This window comes from Geodermatophilus saharensis (genome assembly GCF_900188205.1).
GTDB classification, from domain to species: domain Bacteria; phylum Actinomycetota; class Actinomycetes; order Mycobacteriales; family Geodermatophilaceae; genus Geodermatophilus; species Geodermatophilus saharensis.
Window position 1 is genome coordinate 25,360 of record NZ_FZOH01000004.1, and the last position, 13,626, is coordinate 38,985.

The 13,626-nt window shown below is 75.5% G+C and carries 15 protein-coding genes and 1 pseudogene; 10 read left to right on the forward strand and 6 right to left on the reverse strand.

What is annotated here, in order from left to right; translation table 11 throughout:
* The first annotated feature begins 186 nt into the window (after positions 1-186).
* The 4 genes from CHC04_RS11430 (at position 187) to CHC04_RS11440 (ending at position 2,976) form a co-directional block, all read left to right on the forward strand.
* On the forward strand, positions 187-921 hold the full coding sequence (locus CHC04_RS11430; protein WP_089404087.1) for a 4'-phosphopantetheinyl transferase family protein: 735 nt from the start codon (positions 187-189) through the stop codon (positions 919-921).
* Between the two features lie 158 nt (positions 922-1,079).
* The gene (locus tag CHC04_RS24125; protein ID WP_176449960.1) at positions 1,080-1,679 is read left to right on the forward strand and encodes a TPM domain-containing protein; all 600 of its coding nucleotides are present in this window, start codon (positions 1,080-1,082) and stop codon (positions 1,677-1,679) included.
* A 331-nt stretch (positions 1,680-2,010) separates the two neighbouring features.
* Positions 2,011-2,187: a hypothetical protein gene (locus CHC04_RS24130; RefSeq protein ID WP_176449961.1), complete on the forward strand. Its 177-nt coding sequence runs from the start codon at positions 2,011-2,013 to the stop codon at positions 2,185-2,187.
* A gap of 186 nt (positions 2,188-2,373) precedes the next feature.
* Complete coding sequence (locus tag CHC04_RS11440) at positions 2,374-2,976, forward strand: hypothetical protein (protein ID WP_141233772.1); 603 nt, start codon at positions 2,374-2,376, stop codon at positions 2,974-2,976.
* Positions 2,977-3,022: 46 nt separating this feature from the next.
* Here CHC04_RS11440 and CHC04_RS11445 read toward each other — a convergent pair whose 3' ends face one another.
* Complete coding sequence (locus CHC04_RS11445) at positions 3,023-3,697, reverse strand: LON peptidase substrate-binding domain-containing protein (protein WP_089404090.1); 675 nt, start codon at positions 3,695-3,697, stop codon at positions 3,023-3,025.
* Positions 3,698-3,842: 145 nt separating this feature from the next.
* Here CHC04_RS11445 and CHC04_RS11450 point away from each other — a divergent pair, with 145 nt between their 5' ends.
* Complete coding sequence (locus tag CHC04_RS11450) at positions 3,843-5,843, forward strand: ABC transporter ATP-binding protein (RefSeq protein WP_141233773.1); 2,001 nt, start codon at positions 3,843-3,845, stop codon at positions 5,841-5,843.
* Between the two features lie 79 nt (positions 5,844-5,922).
* On the opposite strand, the gene CHC04_RS11455 is transcribed toward CHC04_RS11450, so the two are convergent.
* Both CHC04_RS11455 and CHC04_RS11460 read right to left on the reverse strand, forming a co-directional pair.
* Positions 5,923-6,369, reverse strand: coding sequence for a hypothetical protein (locus tag CHC04_RS11455; protein ID WP_089404091.1), 447 nt, complete (start codon positions 6,367-6,369; stop codon positions 5,923-5,925).
* Between the two features lie 169 nt (positions 6,370-6,538).
* A complete protein-coding gene (locus tag CHC04_RS11460; protein WP_089404092.1) occupies positions 6,539-8,149 on the reverse strand; it encodes a Na+/H+ antiporter in 1,611 nt (536 codons plus the stop codon).
* A 195-nt stretch (positions 8,150-8,344) separates the two neighbouring features.
* Between CHC04_RS11460 and CHC04_RS11465 the strand changes: the two genes are divergently transcribed.
* From CHC04_RS11465 to CHC04_RS11475, 3 genes are read left to right on the forward strand one after another with little or no spacing between them, the layout of a single operon-like run.
* Positions 8,345-9,625, forward strand: a complete 1,281-nt coding sequence (locus tag CHC04_RS11465) for an ABC transporter substrate-binding protein (protein ID WP_176449962.1) — start codon at positions 8,345-8,347, stop codon at positions 9,623-9,625.
* A gap of 40 nt (positions 9,626-9,665) precedes the next feature.
* Positions 9,666-10,655 carry a carbohydrate ABC transporter permease gene (locus tag CHC04_RS11470; protein ID WP_089404093.1) on the forward strand — a complete coding sequence of 330 codons (990 nt, stop codon included), beginning with the start codon at positions 9,666-9,668 and terminating at the stop codon, positions 10,653-10,655.
* Complete coding sequence (locus tag CHC04_RS11475) at positions 10,652-11,497, forward strand: carbohydrate ABC transporter permease (protein WP_089404094.1); 846 nt, start codon at positions 10,652-10,654, stop codon at positions 11,495-11,497. The genes CHC04_RS11470 and CHC04_RS11475 overlap by 4 nt, the downstream gene beginning before the upstream one ends.
* A gap of 294 nt (positions 11,498-11,791) precedes the next feature.
* Here the strand turns inward: CHC04_RS11475 and CHC04_RS25275 are convergent, their stop codons facing one another.
* Positions 11,792-11,914, reverse strand: a complete 123-nt coding sequence (locus CHC04_RS25275) for a hypothetical protein (protein ID WP_281252225.1) — start codon at positions 11,912-11,914, stop codon at positions 11,792-11,794.
* Between the two features lie 103 nt (positions 11,915-12,017).
* Between CHC04_RS25275 and CHC04_RS25280 the strand changes: the two are divergent.
* A pseudogene (locus tag CHC04_RS25280) lies at positions 12,018-12,125 on the forward strand (excalibur calcium-binding domain-containing protein); the annotation flags it as partial.
* An 82-nt stretch (positions 12,126-12,207) separates the two neighbouring features.
* Here CHC04_RS25280 and CHC04_RS24925 read toward each other — a convergent pair.
* Positions 12,208-12,429 (reverse strand): hypothetical protein, encoded by a 222-nt coding sequence (locus tag CHC04_RS24925; RefSeq protein ID WP_089404095.1) that lies wholly within the window; start codon positions 12,427-12,429, stop codon positions 12,208-12,210.
* A 319-nt stretch (positions 12,430-12,748) separates the two neighbouring features.
* On the opposite strand from CHC04_RS24925, the gene CHC04_RS11490 reads away from it, so the two are divergent.
* Complete coding sequence (locus CHC04_RS11490) at positions 12,749-12,952, forward strand: cold-shock protein (protein WP_012948038.1); 204 nt, start codon at positions 12,749-12,751, stop codon at positions 12,950-12,952.
* Between the two features lie 66 nt (positions 12,953-13,018).
* Here CHC04_RS11490 and CHC04_RS11495 read toward each other — a convergent pair whose 3' ends face one another.
* Positions 13,019-13,525: a hypothetical protein gene (locus tag CHC04_RS11495; protein WP_245817128.1), complete on the reverse strand. Its 507-nt coding sequence runs from the start codon at positions 13,523-13,525 to the stop codon at positions 13,019-13,021.
* Positions 13,526-13,626 lie beyond the last annotated feature (101 nt).

Consider the following 13,626-nt stretch of genomic DNA (forward strand, 5'->3'; position numbering starts at 1 on the left):
ATTGCCGGGCGACACGCCCCGACTCGTCACTGAGCAGGACCGACAGAATCCGAGCCGTAACGTCGCCGTAAATCCTCTGGCACGATTCGTGACTGTCCGCATTGGCCCGGTCACGACTACTGTCCGCCGATTCCGTCGCACCTGACAGCGACCGCCCCTCGTCCAGGAAAGCGCAGGAGAACCGGGATGGAACGGGCGCCCCAGGGACCTCTCGTGGTCGTGGCCCGCGCCCGCGCGGTCCTCGACGTCCTCGACGGCGGCGTCCTGACCGCGAGGGAGCGACGACGCCGGGACGCGCTGCACCACCCCGCCGACCGGGAGTCCTACGCCGCGGCGCACCTGCTGGTCCGCTACTGCGCCGCCGCGGTGGCCGGCCGCGCGCTCGCGACGCTCGAGCTGGTGCAGCGGTGCCCGGAGTGCGGGTCGGGCGACCACGGCAGGCCGTCGGTGGCCGGCCTGCCCGGCCTGCACGTCAGCCTCGCGCACACGCGGGGCGCCGTCGTCGCCGCCGCGGACCGGCACCCGGTCGGCGTCGACGTGGAGGGCCCCCCGGCCCGCGGTGCCGGCCCGACGGTGTCCCCCCACCCGCTGCCGACCTACACGCTGACCCCGGCCGAGATCCGCCGGGTGCGCTCGGCCGAGGACCCGGCGACGGCGTTCCTGCGCTCCTGGGTGCGCAAGGAGTGTCTGGTGAAGGTGGGTGCGGCGACCCTCGACGACCTGTCGCGGATCGAGGTCGACCCCTGCCCCGGGCCCTCCCCGGGAGACGGGCCGGCGATCGGCCGGTTCGGCGCCCTGCACGTCGTCGACTGGTTCGACGACGTGCTGGGCGTGGCGGTCGGGGTGGCGGGGACGGGGCCACCGCGGCCGGGCGCCCTCCCCGCGGCGCCGGTCGACCGGGCGCGCCCGCCGCACGCCTGACCCGTCCCGGGCGGGGACGGTGCAGCCGTTCGTGCCGGCCGGTGTCCCCCGGACGGTCGACGCCGTCTCCGCGGCGCCGCCGCCGGGGTCGCCCGGAGCCGGGCTCACGTAGAGTCCGCCTCCCGGGCGTCGGGTGCCCGTTCCCCCCTGGAGGTCGTGTGCGCAGGCCCGTGGTCGTCGTCGGGGTGGCGGCGCTGCTGTCGCTCGTCGCCGGACCGGCGGCGGCCGAACCCCCGCTGGAGGTGACCGACCGGGTCACCGACGAGGTCGCGGCCCTGGGCGCCGGGGCGGAGGCCGCCCGGACCGCCGTGGCGGACCTGGCCGCGGAGGCCGACCTCGGTGTGCACGCGGTCTTCGTGTCCTCCTTCGACTCCGCCGACCCCGGCACGTGGGCGGAGGACACCGCGCAGCTGTCCGGCCTCGGGGAGTCCGACCTCCTGCTCGCCGTGGCCGTCGGCCAGGAGACCTACGAGTACGGCTGGTGGGTCGACGACTCCTTCCCCCTGTCCCAGGTCGACGTCGAGGGCGTCGTCGCCGACGACGTGCAGCCACGGCTGGACGCCGGCGACTGGTCCGGCGCGGTCGTCACGCTGTCCGAGGGACTCGGGGCCCTCGCCGGACCCGCGGAGGAGGACGAGGCCGCGGGCCCCCAGTGGTCGGCGACCCGGACCCTCGCCGTGGTCGGCGGGGTCGCCGCCGTGCTGCTCGCCGCGCACCTGCTGTCCCGTCGGCGGTCGTCGACCGGCCCGTCCCGGTGACCGCGCCGGGACACCGGCGGCCCCCGGTGTCCCGCGCCACGCCTCCCAGGGGACTCACAGGCCCGATCCCGGGGAACCCCCAGGCCGTGCCCCGACGCTGTCCGGCGTGTCCATCCCCCCGGCCGTCACCGAGCCGACGCCGGCTCCCCCACCGCCCCAGCCGGGAGCACCTCCGATCGCCGGCCGGCCCGTCCGGGACGCCGTCCGCCCGGGCCGGGCGGCCTCTGCAGCGTCGGCCGGAGCCGCACCCGGCATGAGCCCGGCCGGTCCCCACGACCCTGCGTGCTGCGAGGGGCGCTGCTGTTCCCGGCACTCCCCGAGCGCCCACCACATGCGGACGTGGCCGCTGGTGTGGCGGGAGGCCTACGGGTTCTCCGACCGCATCTGCCCCCACGGCGTCGGGCACCCCGACCCCGACGACGTCGTCGCCCTCCAGGCGGCCGGTGGGGCGACGACCGCCCACGCGTGCGACGGCTGCTGCATCGCGCCGCTGCGGGACGCCCGCTGAGTCCAGCCCTCCCCCGCATCGGTGGTCGGCAGGGACCGGCGACGGCAGCCTCGGCGGCCCGCCACCGCGGATGGCGCAGCGCGGCGCCGAACGGCCCGCAGGTCGGCACCGACCGGTAGCTTCCGGTCGCACAGCCGCCCGGTCGGCAGCCGGTTCCCGGACGCCGCGACGGTGCAGGGAGGTCCGGTGAGCGCAGCTGCCACCGTGGGGACGACGGCCCTCGCCTCGTCCGGCGCACCGGCGGAGAACGGGGTCGTCGAGGTCGTCGCGCTGACCGTGCTGCTCGCGCTGGCCGGATGGTCGTTCTGGCGGCGGCGGGCGCTGCGCCGCCGCTACCACCTGGGCCACCGGGAGCGGGCCGTCCGCCTGCAGCAGCAGTGGCTGGAGCCCGTGGTGGCGGTGGTCGTGGTCGCCGGGGTGCTGGCCAAGGACGTCGCGGCCGGGTCGGCGCACCTGGTCGCGCTCGCGGTCGGCGGGGTGGTCGGCGCGGTGCTCGGGGTCCTGCGGGGGCGCTACCTCCTCGGGCGCGCCCGCCGCGTGGGGAACCGGCTGGTCCTGGAGCGCACCTGGCAGGAGGTGCTGCTGCTCGTCGTCCTCGTGGTCCTGCAGATGGTCCAGCGCGAGCTGAGCACGGAGTCCACGAGCGCCCTCGCCCTGGTCAGCACCGCGCTGCTCAGCGCCGGCGTGGTCGAGTCGGTGGCGCGCGTGACCTACCTGACCGTCCGGGCCCGCACGGCGACGACCCAGGACCCGCCCGGCTCCGCTGCCGGGCTGGGACGGACGACCTGACCCGGCGCGGGGCCCGGCCGCGTGCCTGCGGCCGGACCCCGGGGCCTCAGGCGGCCAGCTGCCGGCGGAGCAGGAACTCCCGCTGCTGGCGGTCCATGCCCTCCTGCACGTCCTTGCGGATGGTCTCGGCGACCTCGAGCTCGGCCAGGTGCTCCCGGGCCCAGCCGATCGCCAGCCGCAGCCGGGCGGCCACGTCCGGGGTCTCCAGCAGGGTCAGCTCCTGCTCGGCGGTCAGGTGCGACGCGTACCCGGCGGTGTCGGCCACCGCGGACGGGTCGGTCACCCGCTGCACGCCGTCGATCAGCTGCCACGCCCCGCGGGCCTGCAGCACGGACACGACCAGCCCCCTGTACTCGCGGGCCAGCTCCCGGGCGCCCTCGTCGACGGCCTCGTCGGCGAGCACGGTGACCTCCACCCACAGCGCGCCGCCGGGACCGGTGGCGCCGGCCCCGACGCGGGCGCGGGCCGTGCCGCGCACCAGCGCGCCCGGCTGCCCGCCGGGCAGCCGGCCGACCTGCTCGACGACGGCGACGGTGCCGACGCCGGCGTAGCGGCCGTGCAGCCGCGGCACGAGCAGCACCCGGCCGGTCCCCTCCTGGGCGCCGGCGGCCTCGACGGCGACGCGCGCCTCGGCCCCGTCCAGCTCGACGGGCACCGCCATCCCGGGGAGGACGACCGTGTCGTCCAATGGCAGCAGCGGCAGTCGCTCGTTTCCGCTCATCGTCTGCTCGTGCAATGGTGTAATCACCGATGCCGCGGCCAACGCGGCCGGTGCGGGCGGCGTTCCGGACGTTCGCCCACAGCGCACCGCCGGACCCGCGCCGCGGCACTGGACGACCGGCCGGAGGTCGGACAGGCTCCAGACCATGACCGCCGGCCCGCCGGGGCTCCCCCGGCCGACGGCGGCACGCGCCGCGGCGCCGGACCGCACCGGGCGCCGCGTCCTGGCGCTGTTCCGCCCCTACCGGCGGCGGGTCACCGTCGTCGCGGTGGCGATCCTGGTCTCCTCGCTGCTGGGCATCGTGCTGCCGTTCCTCACCCAGGCGGTCTTCGACCGCGCGCTGTTCCCGCGCACCGCGGACGGCTCGGTCGGGCCGCCGCGGCTGGGGCTGCTCCTGGTCCTGGTCGGCGCGAGCGTCGGGGTCACGCTGCTCGGCGCCGTCCTCGGGGTGGCGCAGACCTGGCTGACCACCCGCCTCGGCAACTCCGTGATGCGCGACCTGCGCGACCGGCTGTTCGCCCACCTGCAGCGGATGGAGCTGGCGTTCTTCACCGGCACCCGCACCGGGGAGATCCAGAGCCGGCTGGGCAACGACGTCGCCGGGGTGCAGTCGGTGGTCACCGACACCGCGAGCTCCATCCTGGGCAACGTGGTGACCGTGGTCAGCGCGCTGGTCGCCATGCTGGTGCTGTCCTGGCGGCTGACGCTGGTCGCCGTGGTGCTGCTGCCGGTGTTCATCGCGCTGCAGGTCCGGGTCGGCCGGGTCCGCCGCCGGGTCGCCGGGGCCACCCAGCGATCGGTGGCCGACATGACCGCCATCACCCAGGAGACGCTGTCGGTCAGCGGCGTGCTGCTGGCCAAGGTCTTCGACCGCCAGGACGCCGAGGTGCGGCGGTACGCCGCGGAGAACGCGCGGCAGGCCGACCTGCAGGTGCAGCAGACCATGACCGGCCAGTCGTTCTTCGCCACCGTCCAGGCCTTCTTCGGGCTGACCCCGGCGCTGGTGTACCTGGTGGCGGGGCTGTCGATCGGCGGGGTCTTCCTCGCCGGCGGCGCCGCCACGCTGACCCCCGGGACGATCGTGGCGTTCACGACGCTGCAGACCCGGCTGCTGTTCCCCGTGGTGGCGCTGCTGCGGGTCGGCGTCGACGTCCAGACCTCGCTGGCGCTGTTCGAGCGGGTCTTCGAGTACCTCGACCTGCGGCCGGCGATCGTGGACCGGCCCGGCGCGCTCGACCTGCCGGCGGAGGACGTCGCCGGGCACGTCGCCTTCGAGGACGTGCGCTTCCGCTACGGCACCGGAGACCGCGCCGGCAGCGACGGCACCCAGCCGTGGGTCCTCGACGGGGTCAGCCTCGACGTCCCGGCCGGGTCGCTGGTCGCCTTCGTCGGGCCCAGCGGCGCCGGCAAGACGACGGCGTCCTACCTGGTGCCCCGCCTCTACGACGTCGACGCCGGCCGGGTCACCCTCGACGGCCACGACGTCCGCGACCTGACCCGGGCCACCCTCGCCCGCGTGATCGGCGTGGTGACCCAGGAGTCCTACCTCTTCCACGCCTCGGTGCGGGACAACCTGCGCTACGGCCGCCCGGACGCCACCGACGAGCAGGTCCGGGCGGCAGCCCGCGCGGCCAACATCGACGAGCGGATCGAGCGCCTGGCCGAGGGCTACGACACGACCGTCGGCGAGCGCGGCTACCGGCTCTCCGGCGGGGAGAAGCAGCGGCTGGCCATCGCGCGGGTGCTGCTGGCCGACCCGCGCGTGCTGATCCTCGACGAGGCCACCTCCGCCCTCGACACCGCCAGCGAGCGGCTGGTGCAGCAGGCCCTGGAGCAGGCCGTGCGGGGGCGGACCACCATCGCGATCGCCCACCGGCTGTCGACCGTGCTGGCCGCCGACACCATCGTCGTGTTCGACCGGGGGCGGGTGGTCGAGCGGGGCACCCACGCCGAGCTGCTCGCCCTCGGCGGCCTCTACGCCCGGCTCTACGCCGAGCAGTTCGGCGGTGGGGCGATCGAGGCGCGGTGCGACGACGGCGTCGTCTTCGCCGACGGCGACGTCGTGCCGCACACCCCCTCGGCCCGCGACGGGCGGTCCGCGGCCGGGACGGCGGACGCGCGCACGGCACCGGCGGGGAGCCGGTGACCGCGGCGCTCAGCGGGTCAGCGCTCGAGCGTGCACTTCCGCGGAACTGCACCCGGGAGCGGGCCGCTGAGGGCGGCGCTCAGCGGGTCAGCGCGGAGCTGTGCGCGAACGTCGTCCGCAGCTCGACGCCGGTGCCGAGCACGCGGGTGAGGGGCGCCTGGCCGGCGACCTCGCGGGCACCGTCGAGCTGCTCGGCGTCGAGGTCCTCGGTGTAGGTCACCCGGACGTCGAGGACCCACCCCGGGCGGACCGCGACGACCACCTCGAGGTCACCGCCGTAGGAGTAGGTGCTGTCCAGGTGCGACCGCAGCGTGATGGCGGTGTCGGAGGCCAGCGCGGCCGCGAGCAGGCCCAGCGGGCTCGGTCCGGCGCTGCCGCCGCCGGGGTGCGGCGGGGCGCTCACCGTGAGGTGCTGGCGGCCGACGTGCACCGCCGTCACCCGCTCCTCGGTGGCCGGCAGCAGGGCGCTGGCCACCGCCAGACCGTCCTGCGCCGTCGTGTACGGGGTCGCCGCGGGATCGGTCACGTCGTCCTCCCAGGTGGTCCGCGCGTCCGGTCGGCGCGGTGCCGCCGGGGCGGTGGGCGACCCGGCGGAGCCGCCGGCACCCTCGCGGTCACCGCTGCACGCCCGACCCTGGCACGCCCGCCGGGGCCCGTCGAGGTCGCCGGCCGCGGCGTCCCGGGACGGCGGCCGGTCAGCCGCGGCTGAGCAGCATCTCCTCGGTGTCGAGCTCCCGCAGGATCGCGGTGACGACCTCCTCCTCGATGCGGCCCTCGTCGCGGGCCCGGAGGAAGACCGCCCGCTCCACGGCCAGCATCTCCCGGCGCAGCCGCCGGTAGACGGTGGACGGCGGCTCACGGTCCCGGCTGCCCAGCCGCTCCCAGGCGAACAGCCCGCGGAGCTCCGCCTTGTCCCGGAGCCGGTCCACCACGTCGGGCGGCACCGCGCCGTCGCCGGCGACGAGCTCGTCGAGCCGCTTGATCGCGGCGTTGGCCGCCTCGTGCTGGACCGCGGCCTCCTGCAGCGCGTCCTCGGTGGCGCTGGGCCCGGGCAGCGCGGCCCGGCGGATCAGCCAGGGCAGCGTCAGGCCCTGCCCGACCAGGGTGGCGACGACCACGACGAAGGTCAGGAAGACCAGCAGGTTCCCCTGCGGGACACCCGGGAGGAGGGCCAGCGCGGCGGCCAGGGAGACCACCCCGCGCATCCCGGCCCACGACAGCACCGCCGGGTACTGCCAGGGCGTCGCCGGGTCGCGCCGGCGCAGCCGCGGTACCAGCCGCCCCAGGTAGGTGGCCGGGAAGACCCACGCCGGCCGGCTCAGCACCACCGCGAGGGTCACCGCCACCGCGGCACCCACCACGGTGCCGGCCGGCAGCCCGCGGACCTCCTCGAGGATCGACGGCAGCTCCAGCCCGATGAGCGCGAACACGATCCCGGTGAGCAGGAAGTCGATGACCTCCCACAGCGGGTCGGCGAGGGTCCGCGAGGCCGCGGTGAAGTACCGGTACCACCGGGTGCTCAGCCACAGCCCGGTGGTCACCACCGCGACCACGCCGGACGCGCCCACGGCCTCGGCGAGCAGGTAGGACGTGAACGGCGTCAGGAGGCTGAGGACGACGTCGATCATCGGCTCGTCGGTGCGCCGGTGCAGCTGCGCGGCGACCCACGCGGCGCCCAGCCCGATCGCCGCCCCACCGGCCGCGGCGAGCACGAACTCCCCGAGGAAGTCCGCGACCGACACCGACCCGGCCAGCGCGGCGATGGCCACCCGCAGCGTGGTCAGCGCCGTCGCGTCGTTGACCAGGCTCTCCCCCTCGAGGACGCTCACCAGCCGCCGCGGCAGGCCGGTGCGCCGGGCCACCGCCGTGGCCGCCACGGCGTCGGGGGGTGCCACCACCGCCCCGAGGGCGAAGCCGGCCGCGAGCGGCAGGCCCGGGACCACCGCCCAGGCCACCAGCCCCACGACCACCGTCGTGAACAGCACCAGGCCCACCGACAGCAGCCCGATGGTCCGCAGGTTCGCCCGCAGCGAGCGGTTGGACGTGCGCCAGGCCGCGGCGTACAGCAGCGGCGGCAGCAGGAGCAGCAGGACCACGTTCGGGTCGATGCGGTAGTCGGGCACGCCGGGCACGTAGGACAGCGCGAAGCCGACCAGGACGAGCAGGATCGGGCCGGCCACCGGCACCCGGCGGCTGAGCGCGGTCACGGCCGCCACGACGAGGACCAGACCCAGCACCTCGAACAGTCCCCCGACCGTCACCGCGCTGTCGGCCGCGGCCGCCAGGAGCGTCCGGTCCGTCGCCATCGAACCTCCACCGGTCCGGGAGGGGTCGGACCGCCGCCCAGTATCGGTGCCCCGGCCGCGCCGGGGCGCCGGCACCCCCGCCGGTCACGGGCCGGTGACGGTCGATGTGGTTCCTTGACGTCGGATCCGGCCGGGACGGACGATTCGCGCTCCGCGCGACCGCGCTCGAGACGACGTCGTCGAAAGGGCCTCCCTGTGCGCTCCTCCTCCAAGCTCCTGGTCACCTCCCTGGTCTGCCTGCTCGCGACCGCGTGCACGGGCCAGACGGCCTCCGACGACGACAGCGGCGGTGACGGCGGTGGTGGCGGCGGCTCGCTGGTGTACCTGGTGGAGCAGCTGGAGGACGCCGACGCCCTCAGCCGCCTCGAGGACCACCTGGCCGAGTTCACCGAGTCCTCGGGCGTCGAGGTCGAGGTGCAGCAGCTCGACGTCGACACCATGCGCACCGTGCTGCAGACCCGGCTGCGCTCGGAGGAGGGCCCGGACGTCATCAGCTTCGGCTCGGGTCCGAGCTTCGGCGGGGCGCTGGCCGAGGCCGGGCTGCTCTACGACCTCACCGACGCCTACGAGGAGAACGGCTGGGAGGTCTACGACTTCGCCAAGGAGCGGGTCACCTACGAGGACACGGTGTACGGCATCCCCGGTGAGATGGAGACCGTCGGGCTGTTCTACAACACCCAGGTCCTCGGCGACCTGGGCATCGAGCCGCCCCGGACGCTCGACGACCTCCGCGCGGCGTGCCGGGCCATCACCGAGGCCGGGCTGGTCTGCATGGCGTTCGGCGACCAGGACGCCTGGCCGGGCAGCCACCTGCTGAGCATGGCGCTGTCGAGCGCCGTGGGCGCCGACGGCATGGAGGCGCTGCTGTCCGGCGAGCAGTCCTGGGACTCCCCCGAGGTCGTGGACGCGCTCACCTTCTGGCAGGAGGCCAACCAGAACGGCTGGCTCGGCGAGTCACCGGTGTCGATCGACTACGACACGATGACGTCCCTCTACATCTCCGGTGAGGCGGCGATGATCCCGACCGGTAGCTGGTTGATCAACGACCTGGCCGTCGGCGCGGACTTCGAGTCCGGGTACGTGCCCTTCCCGGCGCCCGACGGTGAGGGCGTCTTCGCCGCGGGCCTGGGCTCGGGCCCGATGATCGCGGCCAACACCGACGACCCCGAGGGTGCGATCGCGCTGCTGGACTTCTTCGCCTCGGAGGAGCACGGCCAGTGGGCGGTGGAGAACCTGTCGACGATCCCGCCGCGCCCCATCGACACCGAGGGTCTCGAGATCGACCCGCTGCTGGCCCAGGTGCTGGAGGACGTCTCCACCCTGTCCGAGGGCGGGGGCCAGCTCGGCTACAACATCGACGTCCTCATGCCCGAGACGTTCAACGAGGCGATGTTCGACGGCGTCCAGGCGGTGCTCACCGGCCAGTCGACCCCGGCCGACGTGGCGGCCGCGCTGCAGGCGGCGTCGCAGCAGTGAGCCGCGGTACCGACCGCGACGTCCACGGACGGGGGCCGGCGTGACCGCAGCGCCGGCCCCCGCCGCGGCACCGCCGCTCCCCTCGTCGAAGGGGTCGCGCCGACGGGGGCGCCGGCCGGCCCGGTCGGGTGTCTCGGAGGCCACCCGCCGGGAGCAGGCGCGCCTCGGCGTGCTGCTCGTCGCGCCGGCCGTCCTGCTGATGGCGGTCTTCCTCGTCTTCCCGGTGCTCAACGCCGTCTACTACGTCTTCGTCGACTTCGACGGCCTGGACACCAGCCCGCCCTGGGTCGGGCTGGCCAACTTCACCGAGCTGGCCCGGGACGAGCAGGTCTGGGCAGCGGCGTGGCACAACCTCATCTGGATCGTCCTGGGCACCGTCGGGCCGCTGGTCCTGGGCCTCGGGCTCGCCCTGCTGCTGTGGGGGGTCCGGCGCGGCTCGACCTTCTACCGGGTCGTGTTCTTCCTGCCCTACGTGCTGCCGCAGGTGGCCGTCGGGGTGGTCTGGGGCTGGATCTACGCCCCGACCCGCGGCTGGCTCAACCGCGGGCTCGAGGCGATCGGCCTCGGCGGGCTGGCGCGGGGCTGGCTGGGCGACCCGGACACCGCGCTCTACGCCGTGCTCGGCACCGCCATCTGGACGGCCACCGGCTTCGTCTTCGTGATCATCCTGTCGGCGCTGCGCAACGTCGCCACCGAGCTGGTCGACGCGGCCATGCTCGACGGCGCGAACTACCTGCAGCGGCTGCGCTACGTCGTGCTGCCGCAGATCATGCCGGTGTTCCTCATGGTCACCGCGCTCACGCTCATCGGCGGCTTCGCGGTCTTCGACATCGTCTTCGTGATGACCGGCGGAGGCCCGGCCAACGCCACCGAGGTGCTCGGCACCTACGCGTACAGCAACGCCTTCCAGCTCAGCCGGATCAGCTACGGCACGACCCTCGCCCTGGTCGTGACGGCCCTCGCCGTGCCGGTCGCGGTGTGGCTCAACCGGCTGCAGCGGCGGGCCTCGCTCGAGGGAGGCGGCGCGTGAGCGGGGCGCGGCGGGCGTACGCGCCGGGCCGGCCCGGCGTCGGCCGCACCGTGGCGCTCGGGCTGCTCGCCCTGCTCACGCTGTTCCCGGTGATCCTGGTCGTCTCGACGACCCTCAAGACCACCCAGGACGTCCGCGCCAACCCCTTCGGCCTGTTCAGCTCCTTCTCGCTGGAGAACCTGGAGACGGCCTGGACGGTCGGCGACTTCGACTCCTACCTGCTCAACAGCGTCCTGCTCAGCGTCCCCAGCACGGTGATCGTCGTCGTGCTGTCGACGATGGCCGGCTACGCGTTCGCCCGGCTGCCGTTCCCGGGCCGCACCCTGGCGTTCTACCTGGTGGTCTTCGGGCTGCTGGTGCCGTTCTTCGCCTACATGGTCCCGCTGTACTTCCAGCTGCGGTCGATGGGCCTGCTCGACAGCCTGCTCGGGGTCAACCTGGTGCTGGCCACAACGCAGCTGTCGTTCGGCACCTGGTTCATGCGCGCCTTCTTCTCCGACCTGCCGACCGAGCTCGAGCAGGCCGGCCGGATGGACGGCGCCAGTGAGTGGCAGCTGTTCCGGCGGGTCATGGTGCCACTGGTGACCTCCGGCATGGGGGCGCTGGCGGTGTTCACCTTCCTGCAGCAGTGGAACAACTTCCTGGTGCCGCTGCTCTACATGCCCGGTGGCGGCTACCGCCCGCTGACCCTGGGCCTGTACCTGTTCATCGGCGGGCGGTCGGTCGACATCGGCCCGCTGGCGGCCGGCACGCTGATCACGATCCTGCCGGTGGTCGTCCTCTACGTCGTCCTGCAGCGCCAGGTCACCCAGGGCTTCCTCTCCGGCGCCGTCAAGGGCTGATCGCGCCGCCACCCCTCCCCCACGGGTCCCGCCCGCCACGGCGCCCCCGGCGTTCCCGTACCGGACGGTCCGTGGCGCGGGGCATGGACCGCGGGTGCACCGGCGCACCCTCCGGGAGGTCCCACGTGTCGTCGTCGTCGGATCCCGCCGTCGTGCGGGTGCTTACGCCACCACGCCCGCCGTCGACGGGCCGCTCAACCAGGCCAAGGGCGACGGCGACGCCGCCACCTGGCTCCCGCCGGACCGCTCGTACCGCTGCGCCTACGTCGCCCGGCAGGTGGCGGTGGAGGTCGGCTACGGGCTGTGGGCGACCGCCGCCGAGCGCAACGCGATCGCCACGGTGCTGGCCGGCTGCCCGGCCGAGCCGCTGCCCGGCGGCGTGGTGGTCCCGGCGCGGCAGACCGCGGCGCCGACCACCGCCGCACCCGGCCGACCGGCGCCCGCGCCCGTCCCCGCCCCTGCACCGGCGCCCGCACCGGCCCCGGCGCCCGTCCCCGAGCCGGCACCCGAACCCGGTCCGGTGACCACGTCCTACGCGAACTGCGACGCCGTGCGCGCCGCCGGTGCCGCTCCCATCACGCCGGGGGACCCGGGCTGGGACCGGGAGTTCGACCGGGACGACGACGGCGTCGGCTGCGAGTGGTCGCCGGGTCCTGGACCCCGCGCCCCCGTGGTGCGGGGGCCAGGACCGGCGGATCGGGGAGCCGGCGTCAGTCGGCCAGCAGGGCGGCGTGCGCGCCGAGGCGGTGCGCGAGGGCCGCGGCGGTGCCGGTGGCGCGCAGGACGTCGGCCAGCAGCTCGGCGAACTCCGTGGCGTCACCCGGACGCTCCTCGAGCTCGTCGTCGAGCAGGGCGTCGAGGTCGGCGGGCTCGAGGTCGGCCAGGTCGACCAGCACCAGGGGGACGCCGGCGGCGTCGGGGGTGGTGTCCACGGCGGTGCTCCTCGGGTCGGGCCGGGGTCGGTCCCGGCACCTGCGACCCTGCGCGGGCTGCCGCAGCGGCGGCGCCGCGGAACCGCACGATCGGCGCAAGACCGCCCGCCGACCCCCCTTCGGGTGACGCCCGGCGCGCCCGGGTGTGACCGCGCCCCGCGGGGGTCATCGACCGGGCGCCCGGCACCGCCCGGGCCCGCGGCACCCTGACCAGCGCCCCGGTCCCCCACGCGGGGCTCCGGACGGCTAGGGTCGTCGCGTCGGGAAGGCCCTGCGCACTGGCAGGACCCCGATGCACCATCGCAGCTAGGAGCGAGCAATGCCCGAAGGAACTGTCAAGTGGTTCAACGCGGAGAAGGGGTTCGGCTTCGCCACCCCTGACGGCGGTGGGCCGGACGTGTTCGTCCACTACTCGGCCATCCAGACCAGCGGGTACCGCTCGCTCGACGAAGGCCAGCGGATCTCGTTCGACATCGAGCAGGGCCAGAAGGGCCCGCAGGCGGCGAACGTCAACCCGCTCTGATCCCCTGATCAGCGCAGCGCCCCCGTCCGGCTCCGCCGGGCGGGGGCGCTGTCGTGTGCGGGCCGGTCAGCGCGCGCGGGGGACGTACCCGCCGATCAGCGCCGACATCAGCAGCGCGCCGTCGTCGGGTCCCACGGCGGCCGCGGCGTCGGCGAACGCCCGCCAGCGGGCCCGCTCGACGTCGGTCGGGGCGTGGGCCGCCCGGGCGGTGAGCTGCTCGACCAGCCGCTCCCACTCCGACTGCGGCGTCGGCCAGAGCCCGGCCAGGCGGCGGGCCTCCGGCGAGATCCCGGTGAAGCGGACGATCTCCCCGGAGTAGGTGGTGAGCACCTCGACGTAGCCGGCGGCGACCAGTGCCCGGGCCGCGGCGAGGACGTCGGGCTTGGGCAGTCCGCTGGCCGGGACCACCTGCCCGAGGTAGGGGTTGCCGCCGTGGTCGGGCCCGTCGACGAGCCGCGCGACCGCTCGCAGCACGGGGAGGTCGCGGCGGAACCAGGTGTCGGGCAGCGGCGTGTCGGGCAGCGGCGTGTCGGGCAGCGGCGTGTCGGGCAGCGGCCGGTCGGGCGGGGTCACCGGCCCAGTCTCCGCCGGACGCGACGGCGCCCCGCCACCCGGGTGCACGGGGTGGCGGGGCCATTGGTGAGGTGGTGATCGGCCCGCGTGCAGGATTCCGC